We start from the raw sequence: 16,101 nt of genomic DNA, 5'->3' as shown, positions 1-16,101 counted from the left end.
TTCATTTTCAGGAAACGATAAGCTCTTAAAAACCGTCTGGGTTCTTTCAGTCAACGCACAAGGCACACAAGAGTGGCCTTTACCGAATAGGGAGAAAAAAATGGCAAGCAATCTTTCGAATTTCAATCCTTTCAACGAAATCAGCCGTTTCGAACCATTAAGAAATCTGGATGATTTTTTCAATAACTACCGGATGGCCTCGCCATGGAGCAGTTGGGAATCGGAACCGCGCATTAAAATCGACGTCTCTGAAAACGACGACGCTTATCTCGTCAAAGCCGACGCTCCGGGCGTCCCGAAAGAGGATATCAAGGTAACTGTCGAAGGCAATTTCGTTACCATCGAATTCGAAGTCAAAAAAGAAGAGAATAAAGAAGAAGAAGGCAAAACCGTCCGCAGCGAAAGATATTACGGCGTACAAAGCAGAAGTTTTGCACTGGCACAGGATGTTGACGAAACAAAAGCGGAAGCCACTTACAAAGATGGCGTTCTTGAGCTGAAACTTCCGAAAAAACCCGGTTCCGCAAGAACCCAGCTGACGATCAACTAAATCCTTGCATCGTGCAGAACGGCGGCATGTCCAGGCCATGCCGTCATCTGCCAACTGCCACTCTGTGTCTGATCCGTTTTCCAAAGTGAACGCTCACTTCATGAAGCTGGTCAAGCTGCTGTCAATTAAGCGGTTCCTGTCATCATTTCGTCATTTTTTTTTGTTATGATTCAAAACATAGACGAACAGATAATCAGGATATACCGTGCCCGAAAGCGCATTCATGGCAAGAAAACCCGTCCAGAATCTGCCAACCGGTTCACTCGAGCCCAATCTTTATTTAAACCGTGACCTTTCCCTGCTCGAATTCAACCGGCGCGTCCTTGCGCAGGCGGAAGACGAAAGCCTGCCTCTCCTTGAACGCTTGCGTTATCTTTGCATCGGCAGCAGCAATCTGGATGAATTTTTCGAAGTCAGAATATCCAGCCTTCATGCGCGCCAGACCCAGGAAAAGACGGCGGTATCCGGCGCCAACAGCCTGCTCCACCAAATCAGTGTCCGGTGCCATGCACTGGTGGAACATCAGTATGCCCTGTTGAACCGGAAAATCCTGCCCCAGCTTGCCAAGAATGGCATCCATCTTTTGAGCCATAACGACAGGAACGAAGCGCAACGGGCATGGGTCAAATCCTATTTCGAGAGCCAGATCCGTCCGCTTTTAACGCCCATTGTGCTGGATCCCGCCCACCCTTTTCCGCAGGTCGCCAATAAAAGCCTCAACTTCATTATTTCACTGGCCGGAAAAGATGCCTTCGGACGCGGCAGCGCCATCGCCATCGTCAAGGCCCCCAGAGTCCTACCGAGAGTCATCAAGCTGCCTGATGAACTGTCTGACGACGGCATTACCTTGTGCCTGCTCTCCTCGGTCATTCATGCCCACATTTCCGATCTCTTCCCTGAACGCGAAGTGATCGCCTACTCACAATTTCGCGTTACGCGCGACAGCGATTTGTGGGTCGATGAAGAAGAGGTTAAAAATTTGCGGCAAGCCCTGAAAATCAGCCTTCAGAATCGCCATTTCGGCGCAGCCGTCAGACTGGAAGTCGCCAAAAACTGTCCGGACGATCTGGCGACATTCCTGTTAAACGAATTCGGTCTGGATGAAGATTATCTTTACCGGGTAAACGGCCCGGTCAACATGGTGCGCCTGTCGGAAATTTTCAATTTTGTCAAAACGCCTTCGCTTTATTTCCCGCCCTATCAGGCTTCCGTTCATCCCGATGCGGGGAACGACACCGATCTTTTCAGCAAGCTGAAGAAAAAGGATATTCTCCTGCACCATCCTTTCCAGACGTTCAAGTCGGTCATCGATTTCATCCGTAATGCCGCTGACGATCCGGACGTTGTGGTCATCAAACAGACGATTTACCGGGTCGGCATGACGTCCGAACTGATGGAAGCGCTGATCGCGGCGGCCAACCGGGGAAAAGAAGTCATCGTCATCGTGGAGCTGAAAGCCCGCTTTGATGAAGAACAGAACATCGACTGGGCACAGCAGCTCGAGCAGGCGGGAGCACAGGTCGTCTATGGCGTCATGGGTCTGAAAACCCATGCGAAGCTGGCTTTGGTGATCCGCCGTGAACAGGGCGCCTTCCGTTACTATTGCCACCTTGGAACCGGGAATTATCACCCTGCAACCACCAAGCTCTATACGGATTTCGGACTGTTGACCGCCCATCCGCAGATCACCAGTGAAGTCAACGAGGTCTTCCTGCATCTGACCAGTTTGACAAAACCGAAAAAACTGGATTACCTCTGGCTGGCGCCGTTCACCCTCCACAGGCATCTGATCAGGGCCATACTGAATGAAATCCGCATTGCCCGCCAGGGGAAACCCGCCAGAATTGTCGCCAAGATGAACTCGTTAATCGACGAATCCGTCATACGCGCGCTTTACCTTGCTTCTTCCTCAGGAGTCAAAATCGATCTGATTGTCCGGGGCGCCTGTTCCCTGAGGCCGGGAGTCCCTGGCCTGTCGGAAAACATCCGTGTCCGCTCCATTATCGGCCGTTTTCTGGAACATGAACGGATCTATTACTTCAGAAACGATCTGAAACACGACCTTTATCTTTCCAGCGCCGACTGGATGGCCCGCAACTTGTTCAGGCGAATCGAAGTAGCCTATCCCGTACTCGACCCGGCACTGAAAAAGCGGGTTATTGCCGAAGGCCTCAAGTATTATCTTCGCGACAACACCAATTCCTGGGAACTTCAGCCGAACGGCACTTACCGGCGTCGCAAACTGCGCAAAAAACAGGTTCCTTTCGGAGCCCAGCAGTATCTGGCCGGCCTCTACGACGCCAGTGCCCCCAAAGAACTGGTCGGCCCGGAACCGTTGCAACTGGAAAACGGGCCCTTGAAAAATCTGCGTGATCCGGTACCTAGCGACGAACCTTCCGGGACAATCGGCCCTGAAGAATCGCCACTGACTGAAACAATTCCTGGCGAAACCGGTACAGCCATGCAAACGGCCGGGACAACCGGCGATTCTCCGCGGGAAACACTCACCTGAACGTTCGGGCTTTTCCTCTGCCATTTCCCGCCCTTGCCGCTCCATTACCGGCAGTCCCCGGTTTTCTCAAGACACCCATCCGCCGCGCCCGCTTTGCGTATCTTTTAAGTCATCCTTTTTAAGGCGGCCCAATATGTTGCCGGCAAATCTGTATACAATACGGTAACCGGTCTGAATCGTACTTCTTCCAGAATAATAGTGGATTCCGACTGCCTGAAAAACCAGACTGAAAGCACTGTTTCCTTAAACGATCTCATGAATCTGCCGGCAAAAGAAGACTTCGGGAAAATACGCGCCAAATACGCCGGCAAACTGAACTGGCAGGATGTAATTGCCGGCTTGTCCATTGCGGGTCTCTTGCTGCCTCAGGCGCTCGCCTATTCCGGGATTGGCAACTTGCCCGCACAAGCCGGTATCATCGGGCTTTTTGCCGGACTGCTCTGTTACGGCCTGCTGGGTTCGAGCCGTTTTGCGCTTGTTTCACCCACGTCGTCTTCTGCCGTCGTTCTGGCAGCGGCGACCATGACCATGGCGCAAGACAATGCCCGGCTCCGCCTGGTACTGGCCTCGGGCCTTGTTATCATGACAGGGATCCTTTTCATTCTGGCCGCCATAACGCGAATGGGAAACGTGACGGACTTTATCGCAAAACCGGTATTGCGGGGTTTCACGTTCGGACTGGCCATCGTCATCATCATCAAGCAAGCCACTGCCGTACTAAACCTCAATATAGAAAAAGACAATCTTTTCGCCTTCATTTTCGACGTGTTCAGGCAATTCGAATTCTGGAATGTCCGCTGCCTTGTGACGACTGTACTGGCCCTTCTCTTTCTGGGACTGGTCGAATGGCTGCGACGGATTCAAAACGGAAAATTCAGAAACATCCCCAGCGGAACGCTTGTCATTCTTCTCGGCATCCTTGCCAGCAAGTGGTTTGATTTGCCCGCGTATGGCGTTCCCAATGTCGGAACCATCAATCTGAATCTGAACAACCCGATGATTCCGGCCCTTTCCTATCCGGAATGGATGCAGTTATTTGAAATCGGCATTGCGCTCGTATTCATCCTGTACGCTGAATCGTACGGTTCCATCCGCAGTTTCGCGATGAAGCATCATGACGCCATCGCGCCCAACCGCGATCTGTTCGCGCTGGGCATATCCAACCTCGTTTCCGGCATTTTTCAGGGAATGCCGGTCGGCGCAGGCTATTCCGCAACGGCAGCCAATGAAGCTTACGGCGCGAAAACGCGTCTTGCCGGCATCTATGCCATGCTCATTACCCTGATCATTATTCTGACCGTCCTGCCATATATCGAATGGATTCCCATTCCGGTTCTGGCCGCCATCGTTATTTCCACCATGGCCACAACGCTGACCCTGTCCAGCTTCAGACTGTACTTCAACTGGAAAATCGACCGTCTCCTGATCGTCGCTTCCGTTCTGGCCGTCCTGTTGCTGGGCGTGTTGCAGGGACTGATGATTGCGATTGCCATCAGCCTGCTGATGATGTTGCGGCAAAACTCGAAATCGACCGTTTCCGTTCTGGGCCGTCTGGGCCAGAGCCACGATTTTGTCAGTCTTTCGGTTTTCCCGGAAGCGAAACCGGTTTCGGGCATCCTGATTTTAAGACCCGATCAGAGCATGTTTTTCGCCAATGCCGACCGTATCCTTTTGCAGGCGCGTGAAATCGTCTCGTCCAGCGAATTGCCGGTTCATACCGTTATTTTAAGTCTGGAACAGACGACCGATCTGGACGCGACCAGCGTCGAAGCCTTGCGCGATTTTTTTGCGGAAATGAGAAAAGAAGGCAAGAAGCTGATTCTGGCGCGCCTGAAAAACCCGGTTCACGAAGTCCTGCAATTTACGCTCGGCAAACAATTTCCGGAAGTCTCGCTCTCCCGCCTGAGTGTCGAACGCGCTGTCCGGCTGGCCCACATCAAGGAAAACCCGAACAAAAGCGTTTACAGTCTCTACAAGTGAACCGCCACATCCTTCAGACTGTGCGGACAGTCAGGGCAATCCCTACCTCTTCCCACCAGTCGCACTCCCGTTCAAGCCAGTACAGCAAGGTGGGATACAGATTCAGCCATTCCTTCGGCATCGTCATCTCGATCCGGTTTTTGACCCGGACTTTTATTTTTTCCGGCTTGAAATTGACTTTGGAATGCTGAAACATGACCGCCAGCCGCAGGGCCAGCACAGCCTTGATGGCATCGGGAACCGTCATAATGCCGTTCAGTTTCCTGAGATTGCCTTTTTGCCCGAGAACAAACCGGCTCATCTGGCGCTGTTCCCGTGCCGTGAACCCGGCCATGTCGGCGTTTTCGATCAGATAAGCTCCGTGTTTGTGATAATTGGTCGGCGAGATGAAAATACCGATCTCGTGCAGCAAGGCGCTCCAGTACAACAGTTTCAGGAACTTGTCCGCTTCCGGATTCATCTGCTTGTAAATAGCCAGGGCATAATTGGCTACCCGGATAGCCCGTTGTTCATCGACCTGGTAGCGCTTCAGCATTTCCCGGATCGCTTCTTCCCGGCGGTCTTTCTCGGTCGCCATCAGGTAAATGTCCCACATGATGCCCATACGGAGGCCGGCTTCGATCGGTTTCAAAACACCGATGCCGAAATCTTTCAGCAACACGACCAAAATCGTCAGGCCGCCCAGAATCGACGAAGCGCGTTCCGCCTTGATGCCATCGAGTTTCAGCTGATTGAGGTGCCCTGCCCCGATCATTTTTTCCCTCAGCCGTTCCAGGTTTTCAAGCGTGAAACGGCCGTCGCCAATCCGGTTGACAGCAAGGATTTCGGCTATGGCGCGAATGGTGCCGGAAGAACCGTAAACCTCGGTCCAGCCGCAGGAACGGTAGTAATCCACCGCATCTTCAAACTGGCTTCGTGCCGACAGGATCGCCGCTTCAAAAGAAGCGCCATCGATAATGCCGTCATGAAAAAAAGCCAGACTCTGGCGAACGGTACCGACGCTAAACGACTCGACCCGTTCTATTTCCTGCCCTTTTCCGCAAATCAGTTCTGTCGATCCGCCCCCGATATCGATAACGAGGCGTCTTTCTTCAGGACGCGCCAGCACATTGGCCACTCCCAGATAAATCAGCCTTCCCTCTTCTTCTCCCGAGATGACTTCAATAGGATAACCCAGCACCTTTTCCGCATTCTGCAAAAAAACCGGCGCATTGGAAGCGATCCGGAGCGTATTGGTGGCAACGGCCCGGACATCCGAGAGAGGGTAGGCATCCAAAATGGCGCGCAGCTTTTTAAGCGCTTCCAGACCGCGCGCCATGGCTTCTTCGGACAAAACATTGTTTTTGTCGAGTCCAGCCGCCAGCCGGTTCGGCTCGCGCGCACTCTTGACCACGCAAATCACCCCATTGACGTACTCTCCGATATGCAGACGAAAACTGTTGGAACCGAGATCTATTGCAGCGAACATGCCGACACGCCTTTTCTAAAACCGCCTGTAAAAGCCCATGATGATCCTGTGGGCCATTCCCCATTATTTCAGGACAATATTACCGTTTCTTTAAAAAATACGGAAATCCAATCGTCGCAGGGACAGTTGCGGGCACGGCATTACCCCAGCGTGGTATCGAGCACCATCATCAGCGCAAAACCCGCCATCAGGCCCACTGTGGCCGGTGTCTGGTGACCGTTCCGGTGCGTTTCCGGAATCACTTCATGCGACACGACAAAAAGCATGGCGCCAGCCGCAAAACCAAGACCGACAGGGTACGACAGGGCAAGCCCGCTTGAAAGGCCAACCCCCAGGAGCGATCCGAACGGTTCGAAAATCCCTGTCGCGGCGGCAATCAGCACCGCTCTCAGACGGCTGACGCCCGCGCTGCGCAAGGCAAGCGCAACAGCCAGTCCTTCGGGAATATCCTGCAGCACGATCGCGATCGTCAGCGGCAGGCCGATTGCCATATCGGCTTGCGAAAAACCGACGCCGATCGCCATGCCTTCAGGCAAATTATGCAGGGAAATGGCAAAGACAAAGAGCCATACCTTGTTGAACCGGTCGTTTCCCGGCCCGAATGAACCGATCGTTTCATGTTCATGAGGGGTGAATTTGTCCAGACTCAGCATCAGAATGACGCCCAGCGCCATACCGAGGACGACAATACCGGCTCCATATGCCTTGTTGCCAGTCATGGACATTCCGGCGTCCAGTCCCGGCAATATCAGCGAAAAAGCGCTGGCCGCCATCATCATGCCTGCCGCAAAACCCAGCATGGTATCTTCGACATAAGCCGGCAAACGTTTTAAGACGAGCGCCGGGACGGCGCCCAGTGCCGTCCCGGCAAAACCGGCCAGCCCGCCGGCAACGGCATATTGCATGGCCAGACTGACGCCGCCGGAGGCAAGCTGAAAAAGACTTTGCAAAAAAAGCGCCAGAATCGTCACTGACGACAGCAAAAGAAAGCCGGCATAAAACCAGTGCCGCCTCGAATAATGAAGGCAGGCGTTCCACCACCCCGGTGCGGTTTTGTTTTCCGGGCGTTTTGTTTTTTCAAATGTCATGTTTTACTTTTGTAAAGCCTGTTTGCCAAGTTGACGCCGTTTCACTTAAAGGCTAAATCAGACTTTCTGTCTGCTTTTCAAGATCACGCAAAAAAAGGCAGAAAACCGTTTCACTCGGTACAGAAACAACTGTTATCCTCGCAAACAGCTTTCCCGGCCATGAAAAAGCCGTTCCACCACCTTCATGAAGTATAGCCCACTTACCGAAATGCAACGGGTACGCCTTTCGGGTTTGCTCGTTCCCTCTTTCGCGGATTTATTCATGAAACCTATAAATTGCCCACAAAAAAAGTATTTTTGTTATAAGAAGAGGACAGGTATAGTGAAAATGAAAAATCCGTTCGCCAGCTGGCGATGAATTGCCGATAATTTCATTGTTTCCGATTTTTCAATAACCGTACCGGGCTAACATGCTTTCGATCATCTGGTTTCCTGCCGTCATCAGCATCAGTGCAGGATATTTATTCATGAGCGTCGCGCCGCTCAGTACCCAGTTCATGGCTCTTTTCGGCATCGGTTATGCCGGGCTTTCCCTGTTTTTAAGCGGACTGCTCTGGGCCCACAGTCTCGTGCAACTGCCCGCGGGCCTGATCCTCGACAAAATCGGCGTTTACCGGGGTTTTCTGATCGCCATATTTATTGCCATGGCCGCCAGTTTGCTGCCTTTTCTCGCCCCGGAAAATCTGGCTCTGGCAACGGGATTGCGCTTCATGGCGGGGCTCAGTTCCGGCCTACTTTTTCTGGCGGGCGTCAAAGTCACGGGCATGCTGGCACCCCCGGAAAAAGTCGCACAGGCACAGGGAATACAAGGAGCCTCATTCTGTCTCGGCACCATGCTTCCTTTCGTGACGCTACCCTATCTGGGCGGTGCAGCCTGGCGGTTTTCCTATCTGATTCCGGCCGCACTCGCTCTGGGAGCCGCCTTGCTGTCCCTGTTGTTGCCGGCACGCGTCAGAAAAAGCGGCGCAAACAGCGCCAGTACTCTCGGCAATCTGCTGGCCGCCCTTAAAACCGTCTCGACATCCGTTCCGATCTGGGCACTGGGCATGTTCCACGGCCTCTCTTACGGGACACTGAACAATCTCGGCCAGTGGCTGCCCTCCATTCTGGCCGACATGGATGGAAAAAGTACTGCCGTGGCGTGGAGCCTGGCCACCGGATGCGTTTTGTTGGTCGGAACCCTGGGCCGCGCTTACGGAAGCGTTTTTCTCCGGTGGTTTTCCCGCAGCTGGATAACCAATACGGCAGTTCTGGCTATCGGCATCCTTTATATCCTTCTGGGACTGGCCGGAAACGTTTACATTGGACTGGCTGTCGGCATGCTGCTGGCCGTTCTGGGCGGATCCAATTACGGTTCGATCTTCAGCCTGACCGGCAGTGTCATGTCGCCGGTCTATCTGGCGACTGCCGCCGGCTTCATGAACATGATCGCCAACATCGCCAACGTCATGCTGACGCTGGTACTGGGAACCGTCCGGGAATATACCGGCAGCTTCAGCATGGCGCTGTGCGCCACCGGCCTTTTCGCCCTGCTGGTCTGGTTTGCGGGAAGAAGGATCATCAACGGGCTTTCGCAGAACTGAGCTATCGGCGGGAAACCTTGCAAGCCTCCGTTCTGAATTCCCTTGCCAAACGCGTTCCTCGCCCAAAACCGTACCGGTAAACCCCAGTCCAGCTTAAGACAGGCATTGCAAAGGCACTTGCCGAATTCGGGAAGACTTGCCGAAACCGGATGCGTTCAAAAGACCGTCAGGATAGCGTCATGCTGAAAATGGCCGTTTTTATGGGAAGCGGCCCAAATCCGGCGGGTATCCCGTTTGCCATCATGCCGGAAGCGACTCCGGCCATAAGATAAGCGCCGTCAAAAACGGCCGCACTCCCGTCCGGCATACTGATCAGCGCGCCGCTCCGGTCAGCACACCCCTTTTTCAGACAGAGAGACATCCGGGTTCTAAGACAAGCCAAGGCACCTCAGTCCGGGAAAACGCCAGCCACATACACTGTGTAAATGAGCTGGCATCATGGCCGGACCGATTCCCTCCATTTTTGAAGATCACAGCCGAAAGGTTGATCGGCGCTATTCCCGCTATTTGACACACCGGGAAACGCCCAAAAAAGTATTCTTTCCAGTCTCATCCCCGCTCTGGCACCGGCTCTTTCCGGATTCAGCCGTTTCCAGCGGGATTTCCGAAACAAAAATACCGGTTCGGAAAACCGTAACCGGCATTTTTGCAATAAACCGTTCCCTTAAAACGGAATATCGTCATCCATATCAGACAGGCTGGGCGGGCGACTGCCCTGCTGGCGTTGCTGTCCGGCATTTTGCGCGGGACGGGAAGGCGGCTGATACGCGCCCCGATCGTCAGACGGATCCCCGGCGCCCTGACGGCTGCCCAACATCTGCATGGTGTCGGCAATGATTTCGGTCGCGTAACGGTCAATGCCTTCCTTGTCCGTGTATTTCCGCGTTCTGAGGCGCCCTTCGATATAGACCTGCGATCCCTTTTTCAGATACTGGCCGGCAATCTCGGCGAGCTTGCCGAAAAACGAAACACGATGCCATTCCGTCGCTTCCTTCTGTTCCCCTGTCGCCTTGTCTTTCCAGCGGTCGGTCGTGGCAACCGCAATGCCCGTAACCTGTTCACCGCTGGGCAAATAACGGTTTTCCGGATCGCGACCGAGATTGCCGACGATGATAACCTTGTTAATCGATGCCATGACTTTCTCCTGATGGAATTGAAGGATGAGGTTAGAAATACACTCCCGTAAATGAAACCGTATTATATGACACTGTCGCTGCAATCGTGCAGCCCGAAGCAGGCTGAACCGTCATTCTTTTGTATGGATCAAACGCTGCAAGCCCGGTTGTCAGTGCTTTCTGTGAAAGATTGACAAATACGTTATGATACGGGATTGGCCTGTATGCATTCACAGTTCATTTTTCATTCGGGAGCGGTTCTTCCATGTCAGAGAATCAAGAAAAAATCGTCATTCGCGGAGCACGCACGCACAATCTGAAAGATATCCAGATCGACCTGCCGCGCAACAAGCTGATCGTCATCACCGGCCTTTCCGGTTCCGGGAAGTCGTCGCTCGCTTTCGACACGCTTTATGCCGAGGGACAACGGCGCTATGTCGAATCCCTGTCCGCCTATGCCCGCCAGTTTTTGCAACTGATGGAAAAACCGGATGTCGATTTGATCGAAGGCCTTTCGCCCGCTATCGCCATTGACCAGAAAGCGACTTCGCACAATCCCCGCTCGACGATCGGAACCGTTACCGAGATATACGATTATCTGCGCCTGCTTTTCGCACGGGTTGGAACGCCTCACTGCCCCGAACACCCTGAAAATCCGCTGACCGCCCAGTCCGTATCCCAGATGGTCGACACGGTTCTTGCACTGCCGGAGGGAACACGGCTGATGATTCTTGCTCCTGTCGTTTCCAACCGCAAGGGAGAACATGCCGACCTGTTCGAACAGATGCAGGCGCAAGGCTTCATCCGTTTCCGCGTCCAGAGCGGCACAAAACCGGCGACTGTCGTCGATGTCGACGAACTGCCCTCCCTGAAGAAAAACGAAAAACACACGATCGACGTCGTTGTCGATCGTGTGCGCGTCAATGCCGATATCAAACAGAGACTGGCTGAAAGTTTCGAAACAGCCCTGCGCATTGCGCAGGGACGCGCCCTGACAGTCAACATGGACACAGGCGAGGAACAGGTTTTTTCCAACCAGTTCGCCTGTCCCGTCTGCGGCTATTCCCTTCATGAACTCGAGCCAAGACTCTTTTCCTTCAACAATCCGGTAGGAGCCTGTCCGGAATGCGACGGACTGGGCCATATCGAATTCTTCGATCCCAAACGGGTCGTCCTTTTTCCCGGCCTGTCACTGGCGGCGGGTGCGGTAAAAGGCTGGGACAGGAGAAATCCTTTCTATTTCCAGATGCTTCAGAATCTGGCGGACTTCTATCATTTCGACGTCAACACGCCTTATGAAGAATTGCCTGAAAATATCCGGCATATCGTCCTTTATGGATCAGGAAAGGAAAAAATACCCTTCACTTATATGAACAGCCACGGACGCCCCTGGGTGCGTGAACACGCTTTCGAGGGCATATTGAACAATCTGGAACGCCGTTACCGCGAAACCGATTCCATGGCTGTCCGCGAGGATCTGGCCAAACTGATCAACGAACGGGCCTGCCCTTCATGCCAGGGTGCCAGGCTGCGCACCGAAGCGCGTTTCGTCAAGGTCGGCGAAGGTCAGGAAGAGCGCGCCATTCATGAAATCACCCACCTGCCCCTGAACGAGGCGCTGGCGTATTTTGAAACCCTTTCCCTTGCCGGAGCGAAAAAGGAAATCGCGACCCGGATCATTAACGAAATCGTTTCCCGTCTTCATTTCCTGAACAATGTCGGTCTCGACTACCTGTCTCTGGATCGGAGCGCCGAAACGCTCTCCGGTGGCGAATCCCAGCGCATTCGTCTGGCTTCACAGATCGGCAGCGGCCTGACCGGTGTAATGTACGTTCTGGACGAACCCTCCATCGGCCTCCACCAGCGCGACAACGACCGGCTGATCGCTACCTTAAAACATCTCCGCGATATCGGCAACACGGTTATCGTCGTCGAGCATGATGAAGACGCCATCAGGACAGCAGACTTCATCGTCGATATGGGGCCGGGCGCCGGTGTACACGGCGGCCATGTCGTCGTCAGCGGTTCCCCCGCTGAAATCCTGCAATCGAAGGAATCGCTGACCGCACAATACCTGAACGGATCGCGTTCGATTGCCATCCCCGAAAAACGGGTCAGACGGGACAAGGCCAGACAACTTGTCATCAAGGGCGCCTCCGGAAACAATCTGAAAAACGTGACGCTCAATCTGCCCGTCGGGCTTCTCACATGCGTAACGGGTGTGTCGGGTTCAGGCAAATCGACCCTGATCAACGATACCCTTTACGCGGCCGTTTCCCACCATCTGTACGGTTCCCAGACGGAACCGGCTCCCTACTCATCCATCGAAGGACTGGAGCATTTCGACAAGGTTATATCCGTCAATCAGGCACCCATCGGACGCACGCCCCGCTCGAACCCGGCCACTTATACAGGACTGTTCACCCCGATCCGCGAACTGTTTTCCGGTGTTCCGCAGGCGCGCGAAAGAGGGTATACCGCGGGACGATTTTCCTTCAATGTCAAAGGCGGGCGCTGCGAATCCTGTCAGGGCGACGGGGTCATCAAGGTGGAAATGCATTTCCTTCCGGACATGTACGTTCCCTGCGACGTCTGCCACGGCAAACGGTACAACCGCGAAACACTGGAAATCGCCTACAAGGATAAAAACATTTCCGACGTGCTGAACATGACGGTGGAAGAAGCGTTCGAATTCTTCAAACCCGTACCGGCTGTTGCCAGACGGCTACAAACCCTGCTGGATGTGGGCCTCGGCTATATCCGGCTTGGCCAGAGCGCCACCACGCTTTCCGGCGGAGAAGCCCAGCGCATCAAGCTTTCGCTGGAACTGTCCAAACGGGATACGGGACGGACTTTGTATATCCTGGATGAACCGACAACAGGCTTGCATTTCCAGGATATCGACATGCTTTTGAAAGTCATCCACCGTCTGCGCGATCAGGGTAATACCGTCGTTGTCATAGAACATAACCTGGACGTCATCAAAACGGCGGACTGGATTGTCGATCTGGGGCCTGAAGGGGGAGCCGGAGGCGGCCAGATCATGGCGACGGGAACCCCGGAAGACATTGCGAAAAAATCCAACAGTGTGACGGGGAAATATCTTGGCCCCGTCCTGCAAGCGCCGAAAAAATAGGAAATCGCCCTTTCCCCCTCACCAATGCGCCCGACTGGCCATGCCGGACAACCGTTGGCCTAAAGCAAAAGATACGATGAAAAGCCTCTTTCCGGATAGCTGAGGTTTTTCAGGGCGTCGCCATTATCGGCGTGTTGCGCGGAACAGTTTTCCGGGCAACACGCCGATAGTTCGACGAAAAAACCCGACAAGAGCAGCTTGCAAAACTTCACCGCCATACCAAACGGTTCCGTTAAGAAACCGGCCTCTCCCTGAAAAACAGATGGAACCGCTTTTCTGGAAAAGGCAGCCTATCGCTTATTTTCCCACCCGAAAGCCCGGGAACCGGCCCGATTCCCTGTTTCCGGACTTCGACACGAGCTGACGGACACGGGTATTCCCTGTGACAGAATTTGCCTGAAAAGAAAGCGACAAAAACCGGCTCTTTTGCAAAGCCTGCCCCATGCACGCGGAAAAGCGGAAGCGGCAAATCCCCGGGATTTCGGTTATTTCATCAGAAGCTCGTCAACAGCAGCGATACCTTCGGAGGTGCCGCGCAAAACCAGAACATCGTCTTCCCGAAGCACCAGATCGTCCGTCACCACAATCCGTTCCTTGCCCCGCCTGACCATGGTTATTTCGACATGACTCGACGGCAAATCCAGTTCGCCCACCGTCTTCCCTGCCGCGGCAGCGCCTTCAGGCAGGCGCAGGGAATGCAAGCGCCAGTACGAATCGCTATCGGTTGGAACCGCATCGGTTTCTCCATGAAAATATTCTCTCAGTTTGGCATAACGGGAAGCCCGCGCAGCCTGAACGCGTTTGATGATTTTCTGAATCGGCACACCGTAGGACATGAAAGCGTGCGAAGTCAGCACCAGACTGCTTTCAATGACTTCCGGGACAACTTCATCAGCGCCCGCGGCTTTCAGGCGGTCAAAGTCCGAATCGTCATAACTGCGTACAATAACCGGCAGATTCGGCGCCAGTTCCTTGGCATAGTACAGCACCCTCAAGGCCGTATTGATATTGGCAAACGTGACGATGAGGGAAGAAGCCCGGTGAATACCGGCGGCAACCAGACTTTCCCGCCGGCTTGCGTCGGCGTACGAGACATTGGCGCCCGCCGCTTCCGCTTTCCGGACGCGTTCCAGATCCATATCCAGCGCCCGGTACGGTATCTGCTCTTCCTCAAGCAGGGTAGCGATATTCTGCCCTGTCCGGCCGAAACCTGCCAGAATGACATGCCGTTGCAAGGACATGGAACTGCTGGCGATTTTGGTCAGCTCCAGCGACTGCTGAATCCATTCGTTGGCAGAGAAGCGCATGACGATCTTATCGGCATTCAGGATAATAAACGGTGCAGCCAGCATTGACAGCACCATCGAGGCCATCGTCACTTGCAAAAGCCAGGGTTCCACCATGTCCAGCCCGGCAATCTGATTGACCAGCACGAAACTGAATTCACCGGCCTGCGCCAGGGCCAGCCCTGTCTTGATGCTAACGCCTTTGGAGGCGCCGAACAACCTCGTGAGCCAGGCGGCCAGGGCGAACTTGTACAGGAAAGCGCTCACGATAATCAGCAATACCAGCCACCAGTACTGCAAGACCAGATTCATGTCGAGCATCATGCCGATCGTGATGAAAAACAGGCCCAAAAGCACATCGCGGAACGATTTGATATCGACGTCCACTTCATTCTTGTAACGGGTTTCGGAAATGAGCATTCCGGCAATAAACGCCCCCAGTTCCATGGACAACCCGGCCTGTTCCGTTATCCAGGCAGCGCCCAGCGTCATCAAAAGCAGATTCAGCATGAACAGTTCCTGGGAACGTCTCGCCGCGACAATCCCGAGCCACTTGCTCATCAGTTTTTTGCCGAAAAAGAGCAGAAGCACCAGAACCAGCGCCGTCTTTCCCAAAGCCATGCCGATAATGAGCCATATATCGCCCGTTTCTTTGGCGAGCGTCGGCACGATAATCAGCAGCAGCACAACTGCCAGATCCTGAAAAAGCAGCACACCGATAACCCGGCGTCCGTAATCGGTTTCCAGCTCCATCCGTTCCGCCAGCATTTTCGACACAATAGCCGTCGAGGACATTGCCCAGGCGCCTCCCATCGCCAGCGCGGCCTGCCAGGTCGTGGTACCCAGCTGCGGCAGAACGAAAACGATGGAAAGGGTAATAATGATGGAACCGATAATGGAAATCGTCACCTGCGCCAGACCGAGTCCGAAAACGATTTTCCGCATGGCGAGCAACTGGGGCAGCGAGAATTCAAGGCCAACCGTAAACATCAGGAAGACCACCCCGAATTCAGCCAGTCCCTCCAGCGATTGCGTATCGCTGACCAGTCCGGTCGAATGCGGGCCGATCACGACACCGACCGCCAGATATCCCAATATCGAAGGCAACTGAAGATAGCGGAAAATAACCACGCCGATAACGGCGGAACCCAGCATCAACAGGACGAATTCGAGGGAAGATTGCATGAAATGGCGTTATCTGTTTCCGGTTAATCATACCGGCTGCAAAAACCGGCAGCTTCAACGCTGCCGGACATCCGGTTCACTGCCGTTTTTTCGCATCAATCGTGACAGTTTGACAAATGCTATTGTATCCAAATTCATCCGCATCCAAGGTTTTCCTTTTGTGACGAAGTGTTACAGCTGTTTCAGGGACAACCCTGT

At 53.8% G+C, this 16,101-nt stretch carries 11 protein-coding genes; 5 read left to right on the top strand and 6 right to left on the bottom strand.

Annotation, left to right across the window (positions count from 1 at the left end):
• Positions 1-100: 100 nt before the first annotated feature.
• The 3 genes from OFAG_RS04080 (at position 101) to OFAG_RS04070 (ending at position 5,042) form a co-directional block, all read left to right on the top strand.
• The gene (locus OFAG_RS04080; RefSeq protein WP_005877762.1) at positions 101-550 is read left to right on the top strand and encodes an Hsp20/alpha crystallin family protein; all 450 of its coding nucleotides are present in this window, start codon (positions 101-103) and stop codon (positions 548-550) included.
• A 223-nt stretch (positions 551-773) separates the two neighbouring features.
• Entirely contained in the window at positions 774-3,062 is a 2,289-nt protein-coding gene (ppk1, locus tag OFAG_RS04075) for a polyphosphate kinase 1 (protein WP_005877764.1), read from the top strand.
• A gap of 198 nt (positions 3,063-3,260) precedes the next feature.
• Positions 3,261-5,042: a SulP family inorganic anion transporter gene (locus tag OFAG_RS04070; RefSeq protein WP_020994833.1), complete on the top strand. Its 1,782-nt coding sequence runs from the start codon at positions 3,261-3,263 to the stop codon at positions 5,040-5,042.
• Positions 5,043-5,055: 13 nt separating this feature from the next.
• On the opposite strand, the gene OFAG_RS04065 is transcribed toward OFAG_RS04070, so the two are convergent.
• A complete protein-coding gene (locus OFAG_RS04065) occupies positions 5,056-6,510 on the bottom strand; it encodes a Ppx/GppA phosphatase family protein (RefSeq protein WP_005877768.1) in 1,455 nt (484 codons plus the stop codon).
• Positions 6,511-6,650: 140 nt separating this feature from the next.
• Positions 6,651-7,598 (bottom strand): ZIP family metal transporter, encoded by a 948-nt coding sequence (locus OFAG_RS04060; protein ID WP_020994832.1) that lies wholly within the window; start codon positions 7,596-7,598, stop codon positions 6,651-6,653.
• 410 nt (positions 7,599-8,008) lie between these two features.
• Between OFAG_RS04060 and OFAG_RS04055 the strand changes: the two genes are divergently transcribed.
• Positions 8,009-9,181, top strand: a complete 1,173-nt coding sequence (locus OFAG_RS04055; protein ID WP_005877770.1) for an MFS transporter — start codon at positions 8,009-8,011, stop codon at positions 9,179-9,181.
• A 166-nt stretch (positions 9,182-9,347) separates the two neighbouring features.
• Here OFAG_RS04055 and OFAG_RS04050 read toward each other — a convergent pair whose 3' ends face one another.
• Together OFAG_RS04050 and ssb are read right to left on the bottom strand one after the other, a co-directional pair.
• Positions 9,348-9,542, bottom strand: a complete 195-nt coding sequence (locus OFAG_RS04050) for a hypothetical protein (protein WP_040719549.1) — start codon at positions 9,540-9,542, stop codon at positions 9,348-9,350.
• Positions 9,543-9,845: 303 nt separating this feature from the next.
• Positions 9,846-10,316, bottom strand: coding sequence for a single-stranded DNA-binding protein (gene ssb, locus OFAG_RS04045; protein ID WP_005877771.1), 471 nt, complete (start codon positions 10,314-10,316; stop codon positions 9,846-9,848).
• A 245-nt stretch (positions 10,317-10,561) separates the two neighbouring features.
• Here ssb and uvrA point away from each other — a divergent pair, with 245 nt between their 5' ends.
• A complete protein-coding gene (gene uvrA, locus OFAG_RS04040) occupies positions 10,562-13,432 on the top strand; it encodes an excinuclease ABC subunit UvrA (RefSeq protein WP_005877772.1) in 2,871 nt (956 codons plus the stop codon).
• A 59-nt stretch (positions 13,433-13,491) separates the two neighbouring features.
• Here the strand turns inward: uvrA and OFAG_RS13670 are convergent, their stop codons facing one another.
• Positions 13,492-13,650, bottom strand: a complete 159-nt coding sequence (locus OFAG_RS13670; RefSeq protein ID WP_020994830.1) for a hypothetical protein — start codon at positions 13,648-13,650, stop codon at positions 13,492-13,494.
• A gap of 267 nt (positions 13,651-13,917) precedes the next feature.
• On the bottom strand, positions 13,918-15,903 hold the full coding sequence (locus tag OFAG_RS04035) for a monovalent cation:proton antiporter family protein (protein WP_005877773.1): 1,986 nt from the start codon (positions 15,901-15,903) through the stop codon (positions 13,918-13,920).
• Positions 15,904-16,101 lie beyond the last annotated feature (198 nt).

This window comes from Oxalobacter paraformigenes, from assembly GCF_000158475.2.
GTDB lineage: Bacteria > Pseudomonadota > Gammaproteobacteria > Burkholderiales > Burkholderiaceae_D > Oxalobacter > Oxalobacter paraformigenes.
The sequence above is the reverse complement of the archived record's forward strand: the minus strand, read 5'-3'. Positions and strand labels throughout refer to the sequence as shown.